Genomic DNA, 16,955 nt, shown 5'->3' with positions numbered 1-16,955 from the left:
ATGGAAACATCATTGTTACAGCAGCAAAAGATTTCGGCAGAGACGATTGCATCGCGGATTATATCGGTGAAGGAATTACTGCAAACGGAGCTTGATATGTATGAGGTGTCTAAGGATGTAGAGACAGGTGATCATTATCTTCATTATGCTTACATGCATCGAGATTTTACGAACACCGGCGAGCCGGAATCATTTCATTATTTGCTGCCCATTGACAGCGATGATGTGCTCGGTTTGATATTTGGGGAGCAGGGTTATGCTTATCCAGAGCATTGGCACAAATCATTTTTGCGAAATGGTCCAGAGGGATTTTACATTTGGTTTGACCCATCACATGAATTGCAGCAGTCCGAGGATGATGCTATTGCACAGGACCTCTTAAATAAGCTGAGAGAATTTCGTGAAAATGGGAATGTAGATCCGGAAGCGGTTCGTAAGCTGCTTGAAGAACTGGATGAAACACGCAATAAAAAGGAATAGCCATGATTGAATGCCTTCATAATGTTTGTACAGAGCCAGCTTGCCGATGATTCGGCGGCGGGCTTTTTTTTGTTTAGTAAAAATCAGGATAAATGTCCATATTAACTCTAATAGCTTTTGCTTAGGAGAGGGGGGGAGAAATCATGGATACAGAGTCCTACCGTTTTGCTAACTTGGGCACACGTGAAGATTTACTGGAAGATCTGCGCAGACTCGAATCCCGCATGAAGGATGAGCTGGGGTATGAGGTCGCCCTGATTGCTTACACGCAAGAAGATGATGAGAGTAAGTAAAGCAAAGTTTGAGCTATTAGAAGGGGGGCCTATATGAAAAAAACGATATTCAAAATCGTGGTGACCGCTATACTCGTCGGCCTGTCAGCAGGCTGTACAGCAGCGAGTCCAAAAAATCAAGCAGGCGCAAGCTCTTCTAACCCGGGAGCTGGCAGTTGGGATACAGGATTAAGAAACAATGAAAATCCTTCAATGGGTGCAAAGAGTGTCAATCAATCACCGCAGCCTACGATACTTCAACCTACGATCGATAATGTGAAAGCACATATCAACACGCATTTGCAGATGAATCGGGATTTGGCCGATCAAATTATTCAAGCGGCGCACTTAGGATCTACAGCTGTTGCCGTAACTGACAACAATATTTATGTGGCTGTTGATATGGGGGGCATGCAAGCGATGGGCGCCAATGATGGCGTTAAAATGTTAAGTAAAAATAACGATCCGGAAAACGAAGCAGGCTTATTCGGCTCGGGGGTAGGCGCACAGATGGATTGGCTCTCGGCCAAACCGCTTTCAGCGGAAAGTTCCAATGCCATTCGACATATGTTAACTCGTATTTATCCGGAAACGAATATTTTCATCTCTTCGAATCCATATTTCGTGAATCGGATGTTGTACTATGACACGCAGCAGCGAAATAATAAACGAATGGATACGTATTTGAATGAATTTAACACGATGGTCCAATATGCGTTCCCAACCTATTCCTCGGGGCAAAGAAACGTCTTACCTTAAGGATGTTTGAAAAAGGCGAAATGCGTAACTATTCCATAGTTGCTCTATAGTTGCTCTCCCTCAGCTGTCTGCTGGGGGTTTTGTCGTATATATTTGCATTCACATCAAATGAAAGATTTCAAAAAGGAGCACGACGATGATACCAGAAGCTGAACTTTTAGTGCCAGGTATGTCTGTAAGTAAGAATGAGTAATCGGTATAAGGTCCGTGCTTATTGTAGTTCGCGAGAGTGTGATTATGTTCATAAGGATGATGTAATTCAAGCGATTAACTTTGAAACCGCATATGGATTGGCGCTGTATTATAATGATATCCCTACCAAACCGAGTTGTCCGAAATGCGGCGAATCGATGGCTTTTTATTCACACTCGATTATTGATGAACCGTGGCTGCCCTGAAAAGCTTGACAATCTAAGCTTTCCTGATAAATAGTAAGAGGACAAAGGGATCAGGAAAGGACCACCAAAGTCATGATGACAGACACTTTACCACAAGAAATACGTGAGCATATAGAGCAGAATAAGCTGCAAAGACATACAGTGCATACCTCAGAAGAACGTAAACTCATTGGAACGGCAGCTTTCGAAGCCCCTAGTAAAGACATATTAACGGATGCCTTAATTGCTCTTTATTTGGGCAAAAATGTCTTGTTGAAGGGTCCAACAGGGGCGGGTAAGACGAAGCTGGCTGAACATGTTTCAGCTTTCTTTGAACAGCCCATGCATGCCGTAAACTGTTCAACCGATCTCGATGCTGAAGCCTTGCTAGGATTCAAAACGTTAACGCACGATGAGCAGGGGCGTACTCAGATTGCCTTCATTCCCGGTCCGATCATGAAAGCCATGACAAAGGGACATTTTCTATACATAGACGAAATTAATATGGCCAAGCCGGAAACTTTACCTTTGATAAACGGTGTACTAGACCATCGTAGATCGATTACGAACCCTTTTACAGGGGATGTCATTACAGCACATCCGGACTTCCGAGTTATTGCTGCAATTAACGAAGGTTATATTGGTACAGTACCTCTCAATGAAGCCTTGAAAAACCGATTTGTAACGATTGATGTTCCCTATTTGCAAGGAGAGACACTGTTTCAACTGCTAAAGAGCAAATCTGTTTTACGTGATGAAAAGCAGTTAAGAACATTTGTACAGTTATCTGCTGATTTACTATCCCTTATTGAAATGGGGCAGCTGCCCGATGAAGCAGGATCGATTCGTGCCTTACTGGATGCTTGCGATTTAACGGCTTATATTCCTCCTATGCGGGCAGTTGCGCGAGCTATTGCTGATAAATTGGAGGATGAAAGGGAGCGTGCAGCCGTGATGAATGCGGCCGAGACGTTATTCTGAGCCTATGTTTGTAGGAAAGCTAAGCTTATTAGAGGATAAAATCGATGCGATGCTCCAAATGCAGCTTGTTGATTTGGCAAGGATGTTCACCAAGCGCAAAGAACTTGAAGTGGAAGCGGCTTTCCATGCTGACTTCGAGGAAGCATCCGCTCGTATAATGGTGAGTCAGTTTTGGCGGGATTATCCTCTTGCTGATAAAACGGCAGGAATGAAGAGTGATGTTTACCTGCGCGGTATCGGTAGTGCTTGGTTCACAGGGGCTGACGCGGTTAAGTCGTATCTACACTTTTGCCAAAGTGCGAGTTTCCCGAAGCTGGCTAATTCACTCTTTGCTCTATGTGAGGATATGCGGTTAGAGCGTATTTGTCGAGCTCGCAGACCGGGGACTGCACGCGTATTCGCACATCGGCATCGCATATTGAGGGTCTATTTTCAACATAAGCTGCGGACACACCTAAGTAAAGGCGAGTTGGCAGACGCTGTTCTTTTATTGGTATATGGTTGGTTTACTGGTTTGGAATGGCATGCTGGCTTGGGTGATGCTGGTGCTGGACTTTCTGGCCGGTTAGCTCAGCTGTATCCGATTTTGGAGCAGATTGAGGAAGCCGCACATACAGCCGAGGTTGCCGCTTGCTGCGAGGCGATGTTGGACTCGCTGTCTTATTGGCTAGACAGAGATGCGACAGCCGCCTATTTCTGGATTCAGCCGGGCAGCGGAGTGGCAGAGCCGCTGCCTGCAGGTTATAAGGGAGAGCTGAAGCGTATGAAGCGGCTCGCCAATGATGATGTGCTCCCCGAACAAGAGGGGGAGCGTCAACTGCCAGGCCAGGAGCGCATGCCGACCTGGCACCGCGAGAGCAGCGACCGCAGCCCGGGGCTGCTGCGGTTCGAGCTGGAGCGCGGCTCGCGCACAGCCGCGCAGGGGTCTGCGCCCCGCGAGGGCGACGCGGCCGACCAGGCGCTCGCCATCGCCCAAGGGCGCTCGGTGCGCGCAAAGCGCACTGGCGCCGCCGCCGGCGAGCGGCGCGAGGGCGTAGCCGTGCCCGCTGTCGCGGGGCACGGGGAGGGCGCTGTCGCCGCGTATGCGACGGCGACGTGGCTGGCGCCTGAACGGCCGACTGCTGCGCAGGAGGCCGGGTACAGGCGCCTGAGCGAGCGCGCGGCGCCGCTCGCGAAGCCTTTGCAGCGTGCCATTCGGCGTACGCTGGAGCAAAAACGGATCGCCCCGCATGGCGATCGGTTGTTCGGGCGGCTCGACAAGCGGCTAACGCGAGCCGTAACGCAAGAGATGCCGCGCCTCTTCTATAAGAAGCGCGCGCCAGTACCCCAGCTCGACGCGGCGTTTGCGCTGCTCGTCGACTGCTCGGCGTCCATGTATGACAAAATGGACGAAACCAAGCTCGGTCTCGTGCTCTTCCACGAGACCCTCCGATCCTTACGAATCCCGCACGAAATCGTGGGATTCTGGGAGGACGCGGACCGCGTCACGGAGAAGGAAGCGCCGAACCTGTTCCAGGTTGCGGTCGACTTCGGCTCCTCCTTAGCGTCCGGAAGCGGCGCGGCTCTGCTGCAGCTTGAGCCGCAGCAGGACAACCGCGACGGCTTCGCGATTCGTCACATGACGGAGCGGCTGCTGCGGCGCACAGAACGGCAGCGCATCCTCTTGGTGTTCTCGGATGGCGAGCCTTCGGCAGCCAATTACAATGATGTCGGTATCCTCGACACCTATGAAGCCGTGCTTCACGCTCGTCGTCAAGGTATTGAGGTCATCAGCATTTTTCTGGCAAGTGGCGCTGTCCACGAAACGGAACGGATTGCAATGCGCAACATGTATGGGCGCAGCAGCATTGTCGTCCCCAATGTGGAGGAGCTCGCCGAACAGTTGGTGCCCATTTTGCGCAAACTTCTGCTTAAATCTATCTTTTAATGTCGAAATCCTTTACAATAGATCAGGGTATTTTTATCTTCAATGCGGATGAATTGCCCTGCTTATCGCCATTATCTTTTTCTTTACTTACATACATGTCAACCAATTATTAGCTTATTTCGACCTAACATAAGGGGGATATCATTTCATGTACGGAGCACCATTATCGAACAAAGCCAAGAAAATTATGCTGCTTGGATCCGGAGAACTTGGGAAAGAAGTTGTTATCGAAGCGCAGCGCCTAGGGATTGAAACCATCGCCGTTGACCGTTACGCGAATGCACCAGCTATGCAAGTGGCACATCGCAGCCATGTCATTAATATGCTCGATGGGGAGCAGCTTAGAGCTTTGATTGAGCAAGAACGTCCGGATCTTATCGTACCTGAAATTGAAGCCATCGCTACGCCTGTTCTTGTGGAGCTTGAGAAGGAGGGCTATCGTGTCATTCCTACGGCTACAGCTTCCCGTTTGACGATGGACCGAGAGGGGATTCGCCGCCTTGCTTCAGAAACACTGGAGCTGCGAACAGCGAAGTATGCTTTTGCAAATAGCCTAGAAGAATTACATGCTGCTGTTACGGAGATTGGTACACCATGTGTTATTAAGCCGATCATGAGCTCCTCGGGTAAAGGTCAAAGTGTATGCCGCACACCTGAGAATGTGGAACAATCGTGGAACATCGCCATGGAAGGTGGCCGCGCGAAAAACGCTCGTGTGATTGTGGAAGAATTCATTCATTTTGAATCTGAAATTACATTGTTGACTGTTCGTTCAGTTTCAGGTACTACGTATTGTGAGCCGATTGGTCACATTCAAAAAGATGGAGATTACATCGAATCGTGGCAGCCTCATGCGATGACGGAGCAGCAAATTTCAGACGCCCAGCACATGGCCAAAACCATTACGGACGCACTCGGAGGCTTCGGGCTTTATGGGGTTGAGCTGTTCCTGACCAAGGAAGGCGTATATTTCAGTGAAGTTTCACCACGACCGCATGATACAGGCATGGTCACGATGGCAACTCAGGATTTGAGCGAGTTCGCCCTGCATGCTAGAGCGATTCTGGGACTGCCAATCACAGGTATTCGTCTTTTGACGCCAGGTGCTAGCTATACCCTTAAAGCGGATCGTGAACAGGTAGAGTATACAATTAGCGGTTTAGAGCAAGCTTTATCCGTACCCAATACACAGGTTCGCGTCTTTGGTAAGCCGGAGACGAAAGTGGGACGCCGCATGGCAGTTGCGCTGAGTAGTGCAGATACGGTAGAGGAAGCGCGAAGCCTTGCGAAGCAAGCGGCTGGATTGCTTAAACTCAACTACGAATAAGATTAGGTTACCCAAGTCAAGTCATCATCAGGAGGCAAGCACAATGGAAGCTAAACCAGCAAGACTCTCCCGAACCGTTTTGACAGAAATCATTTTGCCGGCAGACACGAATTATCACAATACCGTGTTTGGCGGCCGCGTGATGCAATATATAGATAAGGTAGCAACGATTGCCTCAATGCGTCATTCACGCAGAGGTGTCGTGACAGCATCTAGCGATAGCTTAGACTTCTTCGCCCCTGTCAAACTAGGAGAGGCTATTCAGTTGGAGGCCTTTGTTACGTGGACACATCGAAGTTCGATGGAGGTTTATGTGAAAATCGAGTCGGAGAACCTTCTGACAGGCGAAAAGAAGCGTACTGCGACGGCCTACCTAACCTTCGTGGCGCTAGATGATAACGGACAACCATGTCCGGTGCCAGAAATCATCCCTGAAACGGATGAAGAAAAACGCCTGTTCGAAACAGCCGAAACTCGATTTGCCGCGCGAAAGCTGCGCAAAGAAGAGCGTAATTTGAACATGTAGTCTTTTTTGAAAATTGTTTCCCCTGAAGAGTCGGGCAGTTCCTTACTAGGAACTGTCCTTTTATTATATTTGGGAGGAAATAACTTTCGATTCCTTAGCCATCGCTCGATATTATGGTATAATATGCCATAAACAATGATTTGAAGGAGTGAGGACGATAGAACACTATTTGTTCAAACAGCTGGCTTTCGTGAGGGGCCAAACCTTAAAATTGATGGATGGAGTTACCGAAGAAACAGCTGACCGAATTCCCGATGGCTTTCGAAATACGATTCGTTGGCAGTTGGGGCACGTCTATGTCGTGCTTGAACGGTTCGCATTTCAATACATGGGACTTCCGCTTCGTTTGCCAGAAGGGTTCAAGGAACAGTTCGAGTATGGTACCATGCCTTTAAACAGGCCCAATTCCGCTGCCGTTCCTACTTTGCAAGAGTTGGAGAACTTGCTGAAAGATCAGCAAGAGCGGATACGTGATGTGCTCGGTCATCGCTTAGGGGAGAAAATTGATCCACCGTACACAACTTCAGCCGGAATGACCTTGGAAACGCCAGAACAGTTTCTTAGTTTTAATTTGTATCATGAAGGCATGCATATAAGTGTCATTAAACTTTATAAAATTTTATTACGAGATTCATAGTCAACGTAAAAGTAAAAAGCGCATGTTACTTAGGTAACGTGCGCTTTTTTGCGCACAAATTTGAGTTATCAGGATGATTGCCGTACCAACCATTTTAATGGCTGGAGAATCTATTGGACAGATACTCCATTGGGTGCTGTCTCTTTTTTATTTTGACTTTGTAAGAAATAGAGGGATATTTTGGAATTTTATTGAATTAAAGAAGGAGTGATAATCCAACATTTTTTGAATGAAAGAGTTCCTCTGTCTATTAAAAAACTTATGAAGGAGAGGATATGCATGGATAAAGTGATTAATTATTATAATAGATTTGACGAGTGGGGCCGTCTTGATAGAGAACCTATTGAATTTATAGTTAACTGGCACCATATAAGGAGTTTGCTACCGCAGAAAGGGCACATCCTAGATAACGGAGCTGGACCGGGTAAATACTCAGTTGAATTAGCGAAATGTGGTTATTATGTTACACTAACGGATCTTACCCCGAGATTAGTGGAAGTAGCTGGTGAGAAGGCAGTCGAATTGAAGTTAGAGGAATTTTTCAAAGGTTTTCATATTGCTGATGCAAGAAATTTAGACATTTTCAATGATGAGCAATTTGATGCATCTTTAATGTTGGGGCCTTTATATCATTTACAAACGCAAGCAGATCGGGATTCTGCCGTACAAGAATTGCATCGAGTTACTAAGCGGGATGGTATTGTATTTGTCGCATTTATGACAAGGATACGGCATCTAACGACTTCCTTATTATTCCCTGAACATTGGAAACCGAATGACAACATTGAGGATATAAACTCATTTTTAGAAACCGGTATATTTAATCATAAGGACGAAGGAAGATTCACAGGGGCGTATTATTTTAATATAGAAGACATTAATCCTTTCATGGAATCTCATGGATTTGAAAGCCTCAAATTGATTGGGTCATCTAGTATAGCTGGTTCATTTAAGTCAGAGCAATTTGAATATTGGCGTTCTCGTGGCGAAGAAGAATTTCAAGAAGTAATGAATATGATTTACAAAGAATCTGAGAATCCTCACATATTAGGAGTGTCTTCACATTTATTGTATATCGGTCGAAGAAAATAGATAATCTCGAGGAGTGATATAACTATGGGTTACATAATGGACTTAAGAAAGAACGTTGGAACAAGACCTTTGATTATGGCCGGTGCTTGTGTCGTTGTTATTCATAATAATTCCATTTTATTTGAGCGAAGAACTGATAATGGCATGTGGGGATTGCCAGGAGGATCCTTAGAGCCTGGGGAAACAATGGAACAGGTAGCAAGAAGAGAGTTATTTGAAGAAACCGGTTTACAAGCTAAGAAGCTTGAATTATTAGATGTATTTTCAGGTCAAGACCTGTATTACAAATATCCTCACGGTGATGAGGTCTATAATGTAGTAGCTGCTTATATGTGTAAAGAATTTGATGGAGTTATCAATCACGATGAGTCGGAAGTAGCAGAAATTAGATTTTTTGAATTAGATGAGATACCTAACAATATTAGTCCTCCAGATAAACCAATAATAAATACCTTTTTAAAAGATTGTAAGTCTAAAGCAAAGATTAGCAGCTTCAACGACTAGGAGCCAAAAATGAGAAAAATATTAGTAACACTTTTTGCATTATTCATAATCACTACAGGAATAAATCTTACAGATAATGAAGTGTATGCATGTAGTTGTGTAGGTGGCAGCATTACTGAAAAGTTAGAACGATCAGATGCCGTTTTTACTGGGCGTGTAATAGAAGTTGGCGGAACTAAGAACAGTGATATAGGAAAACTTAGGAAGTATACCTTTGAGGTAAATAATGCTTGGAAAGGACAAATAACTAAAAATATTTCAATTTATAGTTATGATGGTGATGGTGCGTCATGTGGATACAAATTCAAAAGTAATGAATCTTATTTGGTATATTCATACTTAGGAAATGACGGTGAATTAGAAACTAATTTTTGCACAGGAAATACGGAATATCAGAAAGCCAAGAGTGAACTAGGCTTATTAGGTCAAGAAATAGAGGTCAAAAATAATATTACAATTGAAAACGAAAAGGAAGGAAGCATTGGGACGTATATGTATTTAAGTGGGGTACTACTTGTGCTTGTTATAATTCTTTTAGTTTACAGACAAGTTAAATCAAGGCGTTAGCCCACCTAAAGTCATAATAAAGAAGGAGCTTTAAATGTCCGAATATTACTGGGATAACAAGATTGAATATTTAAGAAATACGCGAGGACTTTATTACAATGATGATTATTTAGAATTTTTAGTGAAGACTGTTTGGAAGATCGTAAAACCGGTGAACATCATCGATTATGGTTGTGGTTTTGGATATTTGGGGCTTAAACTGTTACCGCTTTTACCCGAGGGATCAACCTATACGGGAATTGACAAGGGTAATGAACTCATTAATACGGCGAGGGAAGTCTTTCAAAATCAGCCTTATCCATCAGAATTTTTCGTGAGTGACATTGAAGAAGTTACAATAAACAGAAAGTATGACATAGCTATATGCCATGCTTTTTTATTACATATGTCTGATTCGAAGAAAGTACTTCAGAAGATGATTGATTGTGTTTTAGATGATGGCATGGTCATTTGCTTTGAACCACATTGGATTGCTAACATGTCAAACTACTGCCTTGATGAACTGGAGCAGTCAAAAGTGATTAAATTGGGTATTTTGCAGAAATTGTACGAGGGAGATTTTAAACACAAGGGTAAGGACGGAAATATTGGAATCAAATTACCGATCTATCTCAGTCAATTAGGTTTGAAGAACGTTGAGTGTAGAGTAAGTGATAAGGTTAATTTCTTGGATCAGAATATGGACTTGCTAAGTAAGCAAAGTCTTTATAACTCTTTGAGGGAAGAGGGATTAGGGGAGTTACCTGGAGAGAAAGAGGAATTTCTTCATAGATTAGTGAATCGCGGATTAATGTTTAATGAGGCGATGAATCAATATGAAGCTGAATTACTATTTTCAAAGGAATTCGATGATAATTCTTACTTAACATATGCACCAAATATGAAAATTACATTTGGTACTGTGAAGAGATAGAGGAATACATTCTCTGGAATTGTTTAAAGAAGAGGTGGCTTCGAATATTCACGTCACCCTTATAAAATCCGAATAATAGAATAATTTAATTAATGGACACGAAATCTTCGTTTCCATTTTTTGTTTTATATAGTACATTTGTGATAATAAGCTACCTCAGAGAAGATGGGTGACCGAAATTGATTTCACAAGCTTTGATTATACAAGACAATAAAGTACTTATGGTAAAACAATATGTTCAAAGAGGCGATATTGTATGGAATTTCCCAGGAGGCGGTATAGAGGAAAATGAAACACCAGAGCAAGCATGTATAAGAGAAACGAAAGAAGAAACAGGATTTGATATTAAGATCGAAGAGCTTTTATATAGCAGTAATAACAAGTACACATTTAGAGCTCAGATCATAGGTGGGGAGATGAATCTTGATAATACGAAAGAATATAATAGTGATCTAATTGATATAGCATGGATAGAACTAAGTGATGATTTTACATTTGATAGCTACACAAAACCAATAATTGAACTACATAATAAGGTTATGGATAATAAGATCATTCTTTAACAATATCGAAGGAAAAGGAGGTAATCCAAATTGCAATTAGGAATGCCAACTTTAATAGAATTTAAAACAATTGAACAGAATGTTGACCTGTGTAAAGAATTAGGTCTTGATTTCATTGAACTAAATATGAATCTTCCGATATGTTTACCAGAGAATTTAAGTCATCAGGAAATAAGGCATATTAAGAACGAATATGGCATTGAATTTACTGTTCATTTACCAGAAGAAATTGATTTATCATCGTTTCATCCTCCAATAAGACTAGGACATTTACAGAGATGTAAAGAAACAATTGAATGGGCTAGTAGGGCAGGGATACAAACTCTGAATATGCATTTAAATAATGGTATTTACTTTACGCTACCCCACGAGAGAATGTGGATTATGAACAATACGAATCAGAATTTAATAAATTACTCTTTGAATCATATTCACAACTCTATCAGCTAGCTAATTCTTTAAATGTTGTTTTGTCGATAGAGAATACATGCAATTTTCATGTTCCGTTCATCAGAAGAGCTCTCGAGATGTTAGCGAAGTTCGAAAACTTTTACCTCACTTGGGATGTAGGGCACGATTCTAAAGTTAACTTTAAGGAAGAGGTTGTATTCCGCGAATTTACTGATCGCATTAAGCATATGCATCTCCATGATTACAATGATAAATCAGACCATCAGCCCTTATATAGCGGTAATGTTCCAATAAATGATCGGCTTCTTTTTGCCGAAAATCATGGCTTGTCCGTTGTGATTGAAGTAAAGACAAGTGCATCTTTAAGAGAATCAATTGAACAATTAAAGAAAAATTATCAGTTTAATTGAAGACAGAGATGACAATTAAGGAAACCAACCCTCAAATACATCGTATAACATCTAAAAATGGCTTAATTTATGTTGATATCCTTACGGAAAACAAATAGGAGGTAAGAAGGTAATGAACGCACATGAAATTGATTATCGTATTTTAGGAAGTGAAATGCAGTATGTAGAAATCGAGTTGGATCCGGGTGAAAGTGTGGTAGCTGAAGCCGGTAGTATGATGATGATGGATCAAAACATCCAGATGGAGACTGTCTTTGGAGACGGAAGCAGTGATAATAAAGGGTTCATGGGCAAATTGCTTGGAGCTGGTAAACGATTATTAACGGGTGAAAGCTTGTTCATGACGGTTTTTACGAATCACAACTCACATGGTAAAGAACAAGTTAATTTTGCTGCACCTTATCCTGGGAAAATCATTGCCATGGATTTGCAAGAACTCGGTGGAAAGTTAATTTGTCAAAAAGATTCCTTCCTATGCGCAGCGAAAGGTGTTTCGGTAGGTATTGCTTTTCAGCGTAAGCTAGGGGCTGGATTCTTCGGTGGTGAAGGCTTTATCATGCAGAAGATTGAAGGCGATGGGTTGGCTTTTGTTCATGCGGGTGGCTCCATCTGTGAACGTGTGCTCCGCCAAGGAGAAGTGATTCGCGTGGATACGGGTTGCCTTGTGGCTATGACACAAGAAGTAGATTACGACATTGAGATGGTCAAAGGTGTTAAAACTGCATTATTCGGCGGTGAAGGCTTATTCTTCGCTACGTTACGCGGACCTGGGCGCGTATGGATTCAATCCTTGCCGTTCAGCAGGCTGGCTGACCGTATGGCTTCAGCATCAAGAGTGGGAGGAAGGAAAGAAGAGGGAAGCATCTTAGGCGGTCTTGGTAATTTGCTTGATGGAGACGGAAAATAAGGATTGCACTCATAACGTATAACAAAAAAAGCCCGAAAGCGAATTGCACATTCGCACCGGGCTTTTCTTTTGTTACTACTTGGTTCCACCTTCTGCAAGGATGGTTTCCCAGATAGCGCCTTTGCCATAAAGCTCTTTGTTCACTTTATCCCAACCGCCGAGGTATTCAATGTTGAATAAGCCAGCAGGCGTAGTATAGTTTTTCTCGTATTTCTTAGCAACTTCAGGTAGAACGGAACGGAAGCCCTTTTCTGCGAATACGGTTTGTGCTTCAGGCGTATATAAGAAGTCTAGGAACGCTTGCGCTACTTCACGATTACCATGTTTGTCTACGTATTTATCAATAAGGGCAACTGGATTCTCAATGGATGTTGTGTATTGTGGAATGACTTCTACATACTTTTTACCGGATTGAATACGAGCTAGAAGCTCATTTTCATAAGTTACGATCGCATCGCCAACACCTTTATCGAAGGTAGTAAGGGAATCTGCTCCACTTTTATCCAATACTTTAATGTTTTTGTATACTTTGCTTACGAGATCTTTTGCTGCAGCAGGGTCTTTTTTGCCTGCAGCTTCGGAAGCTTTCAGGCCTGCGCCGTAGATGGCATTAATATCCCATTTGGCTCCGCCGGAAGTGCTCGGATTAGGAATCAAAACTTCAACACCTGGTTTCGTCAAATCAGCCCAGTCTTTAATTCCTTTAGGATTACCTTCACGAACACCAATTGCTGCAATTGAAGCTGTGATATTACCTTTGTAAGGATTGTTTTTCCAGTCGTGCGTAATTAAGCCTTTTTCAGCGATCTTTTGAATATCACCTTCCAAAGAAAGTGGAGCGATGTCAGCTTCAAAACCTTGGATAATGGCAGTAGCTTGCGCACCAGAAGCCACATAGGATTCTTGGAATTCAACAGTTTGACCTGTTTTCTTTTTCCATTGATCTTTAAATTTTGGAATAATGAGATCGAAAGATTCTTTGACGACTGAATAAGCTCCAAGTGTAATTGTCACTTTGCCGCCTTCAACCTTTGGAGAAGCGCTTGCCGCGGTTGTTGCAACAGCTGTTGATGCCGCAGGTGTACTTGCAGATTTCGTGCCAGTACCGCAAGCTGTAAGGGCGATACTTGCTGTGAATAGTGTTGCAGTGATTAAGCCAAGCGTTTTGAAATTTTTCATGGTTTACAACTCCCCTTTTAATGTATAGAAATTTTTATATAAAAACAGGCAGCGGATCTTGTTTAGCCTGATTTTCAATCAACTTATTGTCAGTTTTCGTAAATACGGATATGTGATGGATGAGGATATTTACCTCATCTCCAGGTTGGTAAATCTTTTCCTTCACAGACTGATAAGCAAAAAGCTTGACAGCGCCTGTATCAATTTCCAAATACCAGGAATCTCCTCGGAAATGAGCATGTGTTACTTTCCCTTTTTCCCCAGCTGTAGCGAGATGAGAAACATCATGATTGCGAACTTCAATTGATTCTGGTCGAATCATCACGTTAACGTCTGGAAGCCATTTACCATCGTTCTGCAATTCTTCTAAGTAAGGAAACCCGATTAGTGGGGTATATTGCGAAATGATGTTGGATTCTCCAATAAACGAGGCCACAAAAGAGGAAGCGGGCTTCGTGTAAATCTCCCAAGGACTTCCTTGCTGCTCAATTTTTCCTCCTTGAACAAGAATGATTTCGTCGGCAACCTCAATGGCTTCATCCTGATCATGGGTGACGAATAGGGTTGTTACTTTAAACTCATCAATGAGGTTTCTGAGCCAAACACGCAGCTCTTTACGAATTTTAGCATCAATGGCTGCAAAAGGTTCATCAAGCAAGAGCAGTTGAGGTTCGGGTGCTAATGCTCTTGCGAAGGCAACCCGTTGGCGTTGACCGCCAGAGAGCTGATGCGGGTACTTACGCTCACTACCCGCAAGCCCCATCAAACCTAGAAGGTAAGTAACGCGATCTTGAATGAAATCCTTTGGCTTTTTCAGAACCTTTAAGCCATAGGCCACATTTTCAAATACGGTCATATGCTTGAAGAGGGCATAGCTTTGAAACACGAAGCCAATTCCTCTTTCTTGAACCGGAAGATGAGTTGCTAGTTTCCCGTCGAAGTAAATATCGCCAGAGGTTGGGCTTTCTAATCCCGATAACATGCGAAGAATGGACGTTTTACCGCCTCCGCTTGGCCCGATCAAACCTACCAGATGACCTTTCGTAATGCTGAAATTAACGTCCTTGATGGCATGAAACTGCCCGAAATGTTTATTTAGGTTTTTGACTTCGATATGCATGCTGGGGCTCCTCCTTAATGGCTTCTCAATTTTTCACTTCTTCTTTTCAACCACTCAAGTGCTAATAAAATAGAAATCGATACGAGACCTAAGACGAAAGCAACACTGTTCGCTGCCACGAGGTGGAATTGTTCGGCATCTTGATAAACAAGTGTTGTAGCAGTTTGCGTTTGATTAATGATATTGCCAGACACGACTAGGATTGATCCAAACTCACCAAGTGCTCTTGCGATCGTTAGGATGAGACCATACAGCACTCCCCAACGAATACCTGGCCATGTAATTTGAATGAATGTACGCCAGGCGCCAGCCCCTAAAGTAGCAGAAGCTTCTTCCGACTGTGTACCAATCTCTTCAAGTAAAGGCACCACTTCACGTACCATTAAAGGGAATGTAATGAACATCGTTGCTAAGACCATGCCGGGTACAGCATAGACAATTTTCATATTATGATCTTCCATGAAGGTGCCAAATGCCGTGTTTGGACCAAAGATCAAAATAACCATTAAACCAACAATGATAGGAGATACAGCAAATGGCAGATCAATAAGTGCATTGATGACAGGTTTCAACCAGCGAGAGATCCAAGAACCTCTGACAATTTCTAAGGATACGTAAATGCCGACAATGGCATTAAGGATGGTTACAATCACTACGATAATTAAAGAAATTTTCATGGCATGAAGGGCTTCAGGTCGTACAAGAGCGTCGAAAAAAGCTTGCGGGCCTTCTTCAAAAGCACCAAAGGTAATTCCAAGAAAAGGTAACATAATAAGCAAAAAAATAACGAGAAACGAAATACTGATCAATACTTTTCTCATGCTAAGCGCCCCTTTCCGCGTGTCAATACATTGATGATCCAGAGAATAAGGACGGACAATGTAAGGAGCACGAGAGAGATAGCTGCTGCGCCTTCGGGATTAAAGTTCTGTGTTTCACCATATATATAGACCGATGCTACCATCGTTTTACCGGGCAAATTGCCTGATATAAGGGAGATGGCTCCAAATTCGGCAAGTGATCGAGAAAAGGCTAGCATGCTGCCGGCGATGATACCTGGGAAAATGGCTGGGAAAATGATTCGAAAGAAGGTGTAAAATCTACCCGCGCCAAGCGTAAAGCTGGCTTGTTCTTCTGCTGGATCGATTTGTTCAAGTAAAGGTTGAACAGTTCGAATAACAAAAGGGAAGGTAACAAATACAAGGCCGATCACGATAGCCGTTTGATTATAAAGCAGCTTAATTCCCAAATGGTCGAGCCAGACACCTAATGGACTTGAAGGTCCTAACAGGGTTAGGAACATTAAACCAGCTACGGAAGTCGGAAGCGAGAAGGGAAGATCTACCATGCTGTTTAAAATGCTTTTGCCGCGGAAGGAATAACGGACGAGGACATAAGCAATGATGGTACCTACAATCGCTTGAATGATGGTTGATACAACGCTGAGCTTAATGGTTAGCAAAATGGACTTCCAGGCTAATGGTCCTGTAACCTCTTTCCAAAATGGATCCCATCCTAATGAAAATCCTTTCAAATAGATGGAACCTATTGGGATGACAAGAAGTACAATCAAATAGCCAATAAGCACAGATCGAACCGTAGCCTTAAATACCTTATTACTCACATTACACCACCTAATGTCATTAATCATAGCTATTTACTCGGAATAATAAATTGACTATACCAACGATTGTTCTAATTTGTCAATACGCCTAATCTGATTTTTATGCAAGAAAGATGAAATATTTTTCTAATAAGTATATTCACAAGTGATATTGCATGATTTGTACGACTAAAATAAGGTTTTAGCACATGGCTTTATGATGTTAAAAGACAAGCATATGAATGAAGGAATATTTCAGAATGAATAATCGCCCTCTGAAAATAACAATTCTTCTGTGGAATAGTCTTTTAGTATGCAGAAAAAGTCAGTGACGCTGCTTAAAAACCAAGTAAACGGGTATTAATTGTTAAATTAAATAAAAGATTCGACCAGATGACTG

Annotated in this window: 20 protein-coding genes; 16 read left to right on the top strand and 4 right to left on the bottom strand. The window is 42.9% G+C overall.

All coding sequences use genetic code 11. The features are described from left to right. The 16 genes from AC58UU_RS25870 (at nt 1) to AC58UU_RS25795 (ending at nt 12,653) form a co-directional block, all read left to right on the top strand. Nucleotides 1-480, top strand: a complete 480-nt coding sequence (locus tag AC58UU_RS25870; RefSeq protein ID WP_497319956.1) for a hypothetical protein — start codon at nt 1-3, stop codon at nt 478-480. 143 nt (nt 481-623) lie between these two features. Next, nucleotides 624-773, top strand: a complete 150-nt coding sequence (locus AC58UU_RS25865; protein WP_497319955.1) for a hypothetical protein — start codon at nt 624-626, stop codon at nt 771-773. Nucleotides 774-806: 33 nt separating this feature from the next. Beyond that, nucleotides 807-1,511, top strand: coding sequence for a hypothetical protein (locus tag AC58UU_RS25860; RefSeq protein WP_497319953.1), 705 nt, complete (start codon nt 807-809; stop codon nt 1,509-1,511). A 470-nt stretch (nt 1,512-1,981) separates the two neighbouring features. Continuing rightward, entirely contained in the window at nt 1,982-2,869 is an 888-nt protein-coding gene (locus AC58UU_RS25855) for an ATP-binding protein (RefSeq protein ID WP_497319951.1), read from the top strand. A gap of 4 nt (nt 2,870-2,873) precedes the next feature. Beyond that, nucleotides 2,874-4,796, top strand: coding sequence for a nitric oxide reductase activation protein NorD (locus AC58UU_RS25850; protein WP_497319949.1), 1,923 nt, complete (start codon nt 2,874-2,876; stop codon nt 4,794-4,796). Nucleotides 4,797-4,944: 148 nt separating this feature from the next. Then, nucleotides 4,945-6,123 carry a formate-dependent phosphoribosylglycinamide formyltransferase gene (purT, locus tag AC58UU_RS25845; protein WP_497319947.1) on the top strand — a complete coding sequence of 393 codons (1,179 nt, stop codon included), beginning with the start codon at nt 4,945-4,947 and terminating at the stop codon, nt 6,121-6,123. 43 nt (nt 6,124-6,166) lie between these two features. Further along, nucleotides 6,167-6,649 (top strand): acyl-CoA thioesterase, encoded by a 483-nt coding sequence (locus tag AC58UU_RS25840; protein WP_029195928.1) that lies wholly within the window; start codon nt 6,167-6,169, stop codon nt 6,647-6,649. Between the two features lie 148 nt (nt 6,650-6,797). Beyond that, nucleotides 6,798-7,286 carry a DinB family protein gene (locus AC58UU_RS25835; RefSeq protein WP_497319945.1) on the top strand — a complete coding sequence of 163 codons (489 nt, stop codon included), beginning with the start codon at nt 6,798-6,800 and terminating at the stop codon, nt 7,284-7,286. A gap of 279 nt (nt 7,287-7,565) precedes the next feature. Beyond that, complete coding sequence (locus AC58UU_RS25830) at nt 7,566-8,378, top strand: class I SAM-dependent methyltransferase (RefSeq protein ID WP_497319944.1); 813 nt, start codon at nt 7,566-7,568, stop codon at nt 8,376-8,378. A gap of 24 nt (nt 8,379-8,402) precedes the next feature. After that, the gene (locus AC58UU_RS25825; RefSeq protein ID WP_497319942.1) at nt 8,403-8,882 is read left to right on the top strand and encodes an NUDIX hydrolase; all 480 of its coding nucleotides are present in this window, start codon (nt 8,403-8,405) and stop codon (nt 8,880-8,882) included. A gap of 9 nt (nt 8,883-8,891) precedes the next feature. Continuing rightward, the gene (locus AC58UU_RS25820) at nt 8,892-9,449 is read left to right on the top strand and encodes a hypothetical protein (protein ID WP_497319940.1); all 558 of its coding nucleotides are present in this window, start codon (nt 8,892-8,894) and stop codon (nt 9,447-9,449) included. Between the two features lie 34 nt (nt 9,450-9,483). Next, nucleotides 9,484-10,362 (top strand): class I SAM-dependent methyltransferase, encoded by an 879-nt coding sequence (locus tag AC58UU_RS25815; RefSeq protein WP_497319938.1) that lies wholly within the window; start codon nt 9,484-9,486, stop codon nt 10,360-10,362. A 194-nt stretch (nt 10,363-10,556) separates the two neighbouring features. Then, nucleotides 10,557-10,925 (top strand): NUDIX hydrolase, encoded by a 369-nt coding sequence (locus AC58UU_RS25810; protein ID WP_497319936.1) that lies wholly within the window; start codon nt 10,557-10,559, stop codon nt 10,923-10,925. Nucleotides 10,926-10,955: 30 nt separating this feature from the next. Beyond that, nucleotides 10,956-11,375, top strand: a complete 420-nt coding sequence (locus AC58UU_RS25805; protein WP_497319935.1) for a hypothetical protein — start codon at nt 10,956-10,958, stop codon at nt 11,373-11,375. Further along, entirely contained in the window at nt 11,303-11,746 is a 444-nt protein-coding gene (locus AC58UU_RS25800) for a sugar phosphate isomerase/epimerase family protein (protein ID WP_497319934.1), read from the top strand. Before AC58UU_RS25805 ends, AC58UU_RS25800 begins: the two co-directional genes overlap by 73 nt. Before the next feature lie 112 nt (nt 11,747-11,858). Continuing rightward, nucleotides 11,859-12,653 (top strand): TIGR00266 family protein, encoded by a 795-nt coding sequence (locus tag AC58UU_RS25795; protein WP_497319933.1) that lies wholly within the window; start codon nt 11,859-11,861, stop codon nt 12,651-12,653. A gap of 75 nt (nt 12,654-12,728) precedes the next feature. Here AC58UU_RS25795 and AC58UU_RS25790 read toward each other — a convergent pair whose 3' ends face one another. The 4 genes from AC58UU_RS25790 to cysT are packed head-to-tail and all read right to left on the bottom strand — an operon-like array spanning nt 12,729 to nt 16,576. Continuing rightward, nucleotides 12,729-13,832: a sulfate ABC transporter substrate-binding protein gene (locus AC58UU_RS25790; RefSeq protein WP_497319932.1), complete on the bottom strand. Its 1,104-nt coding sequence runs from the start codon at nt 13,830-13,832 to the stop codon at nt 12,729-12,731. 34 nt (nt 13,833-13,866) lie between these two features. Continuing rightward, nucleotides 13,867-14,952, bottom strand: a complete 1,086-nt coding sequence (locus AC58UU_RS25785; protein ID WP_497319930.1) for an ABC transporter ATP-binding protein — start codon at nt 14,950-14,952, stop codon at nt 13,867-13,869. Nucleotides 14,953-14,966: 14 nt separating this feature from the next. Then, nucleotides 14,967-15,773 (bottom strand): sulfate ABC transporter permease subunit, encoded by an 807-nt coding sequence (locus AC58UU_RS25780; protein WP_307442198.1) that lies wholly within the window; start codon nt 15,771-15,773, stop codon nt 14,967-14,969. After that, on the bottom strand, nt 15,770-16,576 hold the full coding sequence (gene cysT / locus AC58UU_RS25775; protein WP_497319929.1) for a sulfate ABC transporter permease subunit CysT: 807 nt from the start codon (nt 16,574-16,576) through the stop codon (nt 15,770-15,772). The genes AC58UU_RS25780 and cysT overlap by 4 nt, the downstream gene beginning before the upstream one ends. Nucleotides 16,577-16,955: the final 379 nt, after the last annotated feature.

The organism is Paenibacillus sp. JT22N1, assembly GCF_059692155.1.
Note: the sequence above shows the minus strand (reverse complement) of the source record. Positions and strands in the feature narration are given on the sequence as shown.

What these genes read in the sequence shown, in the direction of transcription:
- AC58UU_RS25865 (WP_497319955.1), top strand. Translation starts at nt 624, where the DNA reads ATGGATACAGAGTCCTACCGTTTTGCTAACTTGGGCACACGTGAAGAT.
- AC58UU_RS25785 (WP_497319930.1), bottom strand. Translation starts at nt 14,952, where the DNA reads ATGCATATCGAAGTCAAAAACCTAAATAAACATTTCGGGCAGTTTCAT.
- AC58UU_RS25815 (WP_497319938.1), top strand. Translation starts at nt 9,484, where the DNA reads ATGTCCGAATATTACTGGGATAACAAGATTGAATATTTAAGAAATACG.
- AC58UU_RS25860 (WP_497319953.1), top strand. Translation starts at nt 807, where the DNA reads ATGAAAAAAACGATATTCAAAATCGTGGTGACCGCTATACTCGTCGGC.
- purT (WP_497319947.1), top strand. Translation starts at nt 4,945, where the DNA reads ATGTACGGAGCACCATTATCGAACAAAGCCAAGAAAATTATGCTGCTT.
- AC58UU_RS25850 (WP_497319949.1), top strand. Translation starts at nt 2,874, where the DNA reads ATGTTTGTAGGAAAGCTAAGCTTATTAGAGGATAAAATCGATGCGATG.
- AC58UU_RS25830 (WP_497319944.1), top strand. Translation starts at nt 7,566, where the DNA reads ATGGATAAAGTGATTAATTATTATAATAGATTTGACGAGTGGGGCCGT.
- AC58UU_RS25780 (WP_307442198.1), bottom strand. Translation starts at nt 15,773, where the DNA reads ATGAGAAAAGTATTGATCAGTATTTCGTTTCTCGTTATTTTTTTGCTT.
- AC58UU_RS25795 (WP_497319933.1), top strand. Translation starts at nt 11,859, where the DNA reads ATGAACGCACATGAAATTGATTATCGTATTTTAGGAAGTGAAATGCAG.
- AC58UU_RS25825 (WP_497319942.1), top strand. Translation starts at nt 8,403, where the DNA reads ATGGGTTACATAATGGACTTAAGAAAGAACGTTGGAACAAGACCTTTG.
- AC58UU_RS25820 (WP_497319940.1), top strand. Translation starts at nt 8,892, where the DNA reads ATGAGAAAAATATTAGTAACACTTTTTGCATTATTCATAATCACTACA.
- AC58UU_RS25790 (WP_497319932.1), bottom strand. Translation starts at nt 13,832, where the DNA reads ATGAAAAATTTCAAAACGCTTGGCTTAATCACTGCAACACTATTCACA.
- AC58UU_RS25840 (WP_029195928.1), top strand. Translation starts at nt 6,167, where the DNA reads ATGGAAGCTAAACCAGCAAGACTCTCCCGAACCGTTTTGACAGAAATC.
- AC58UU_RS25855 (WP_497319951.1), top strand. Translation starts at nt 1,982, where the DNA reads ATGATGACAGACACTTTACCACAAGAAATACGTGAGCATATAGAGCAG.
- AC58UU_RS25870 (WP_497319956.1), top strand. Translation starts at nt 1, where the DNA reads ATGGAAACATCATTGTTACAGCAGCAAAAGATTTCGGCAGAGACGATT.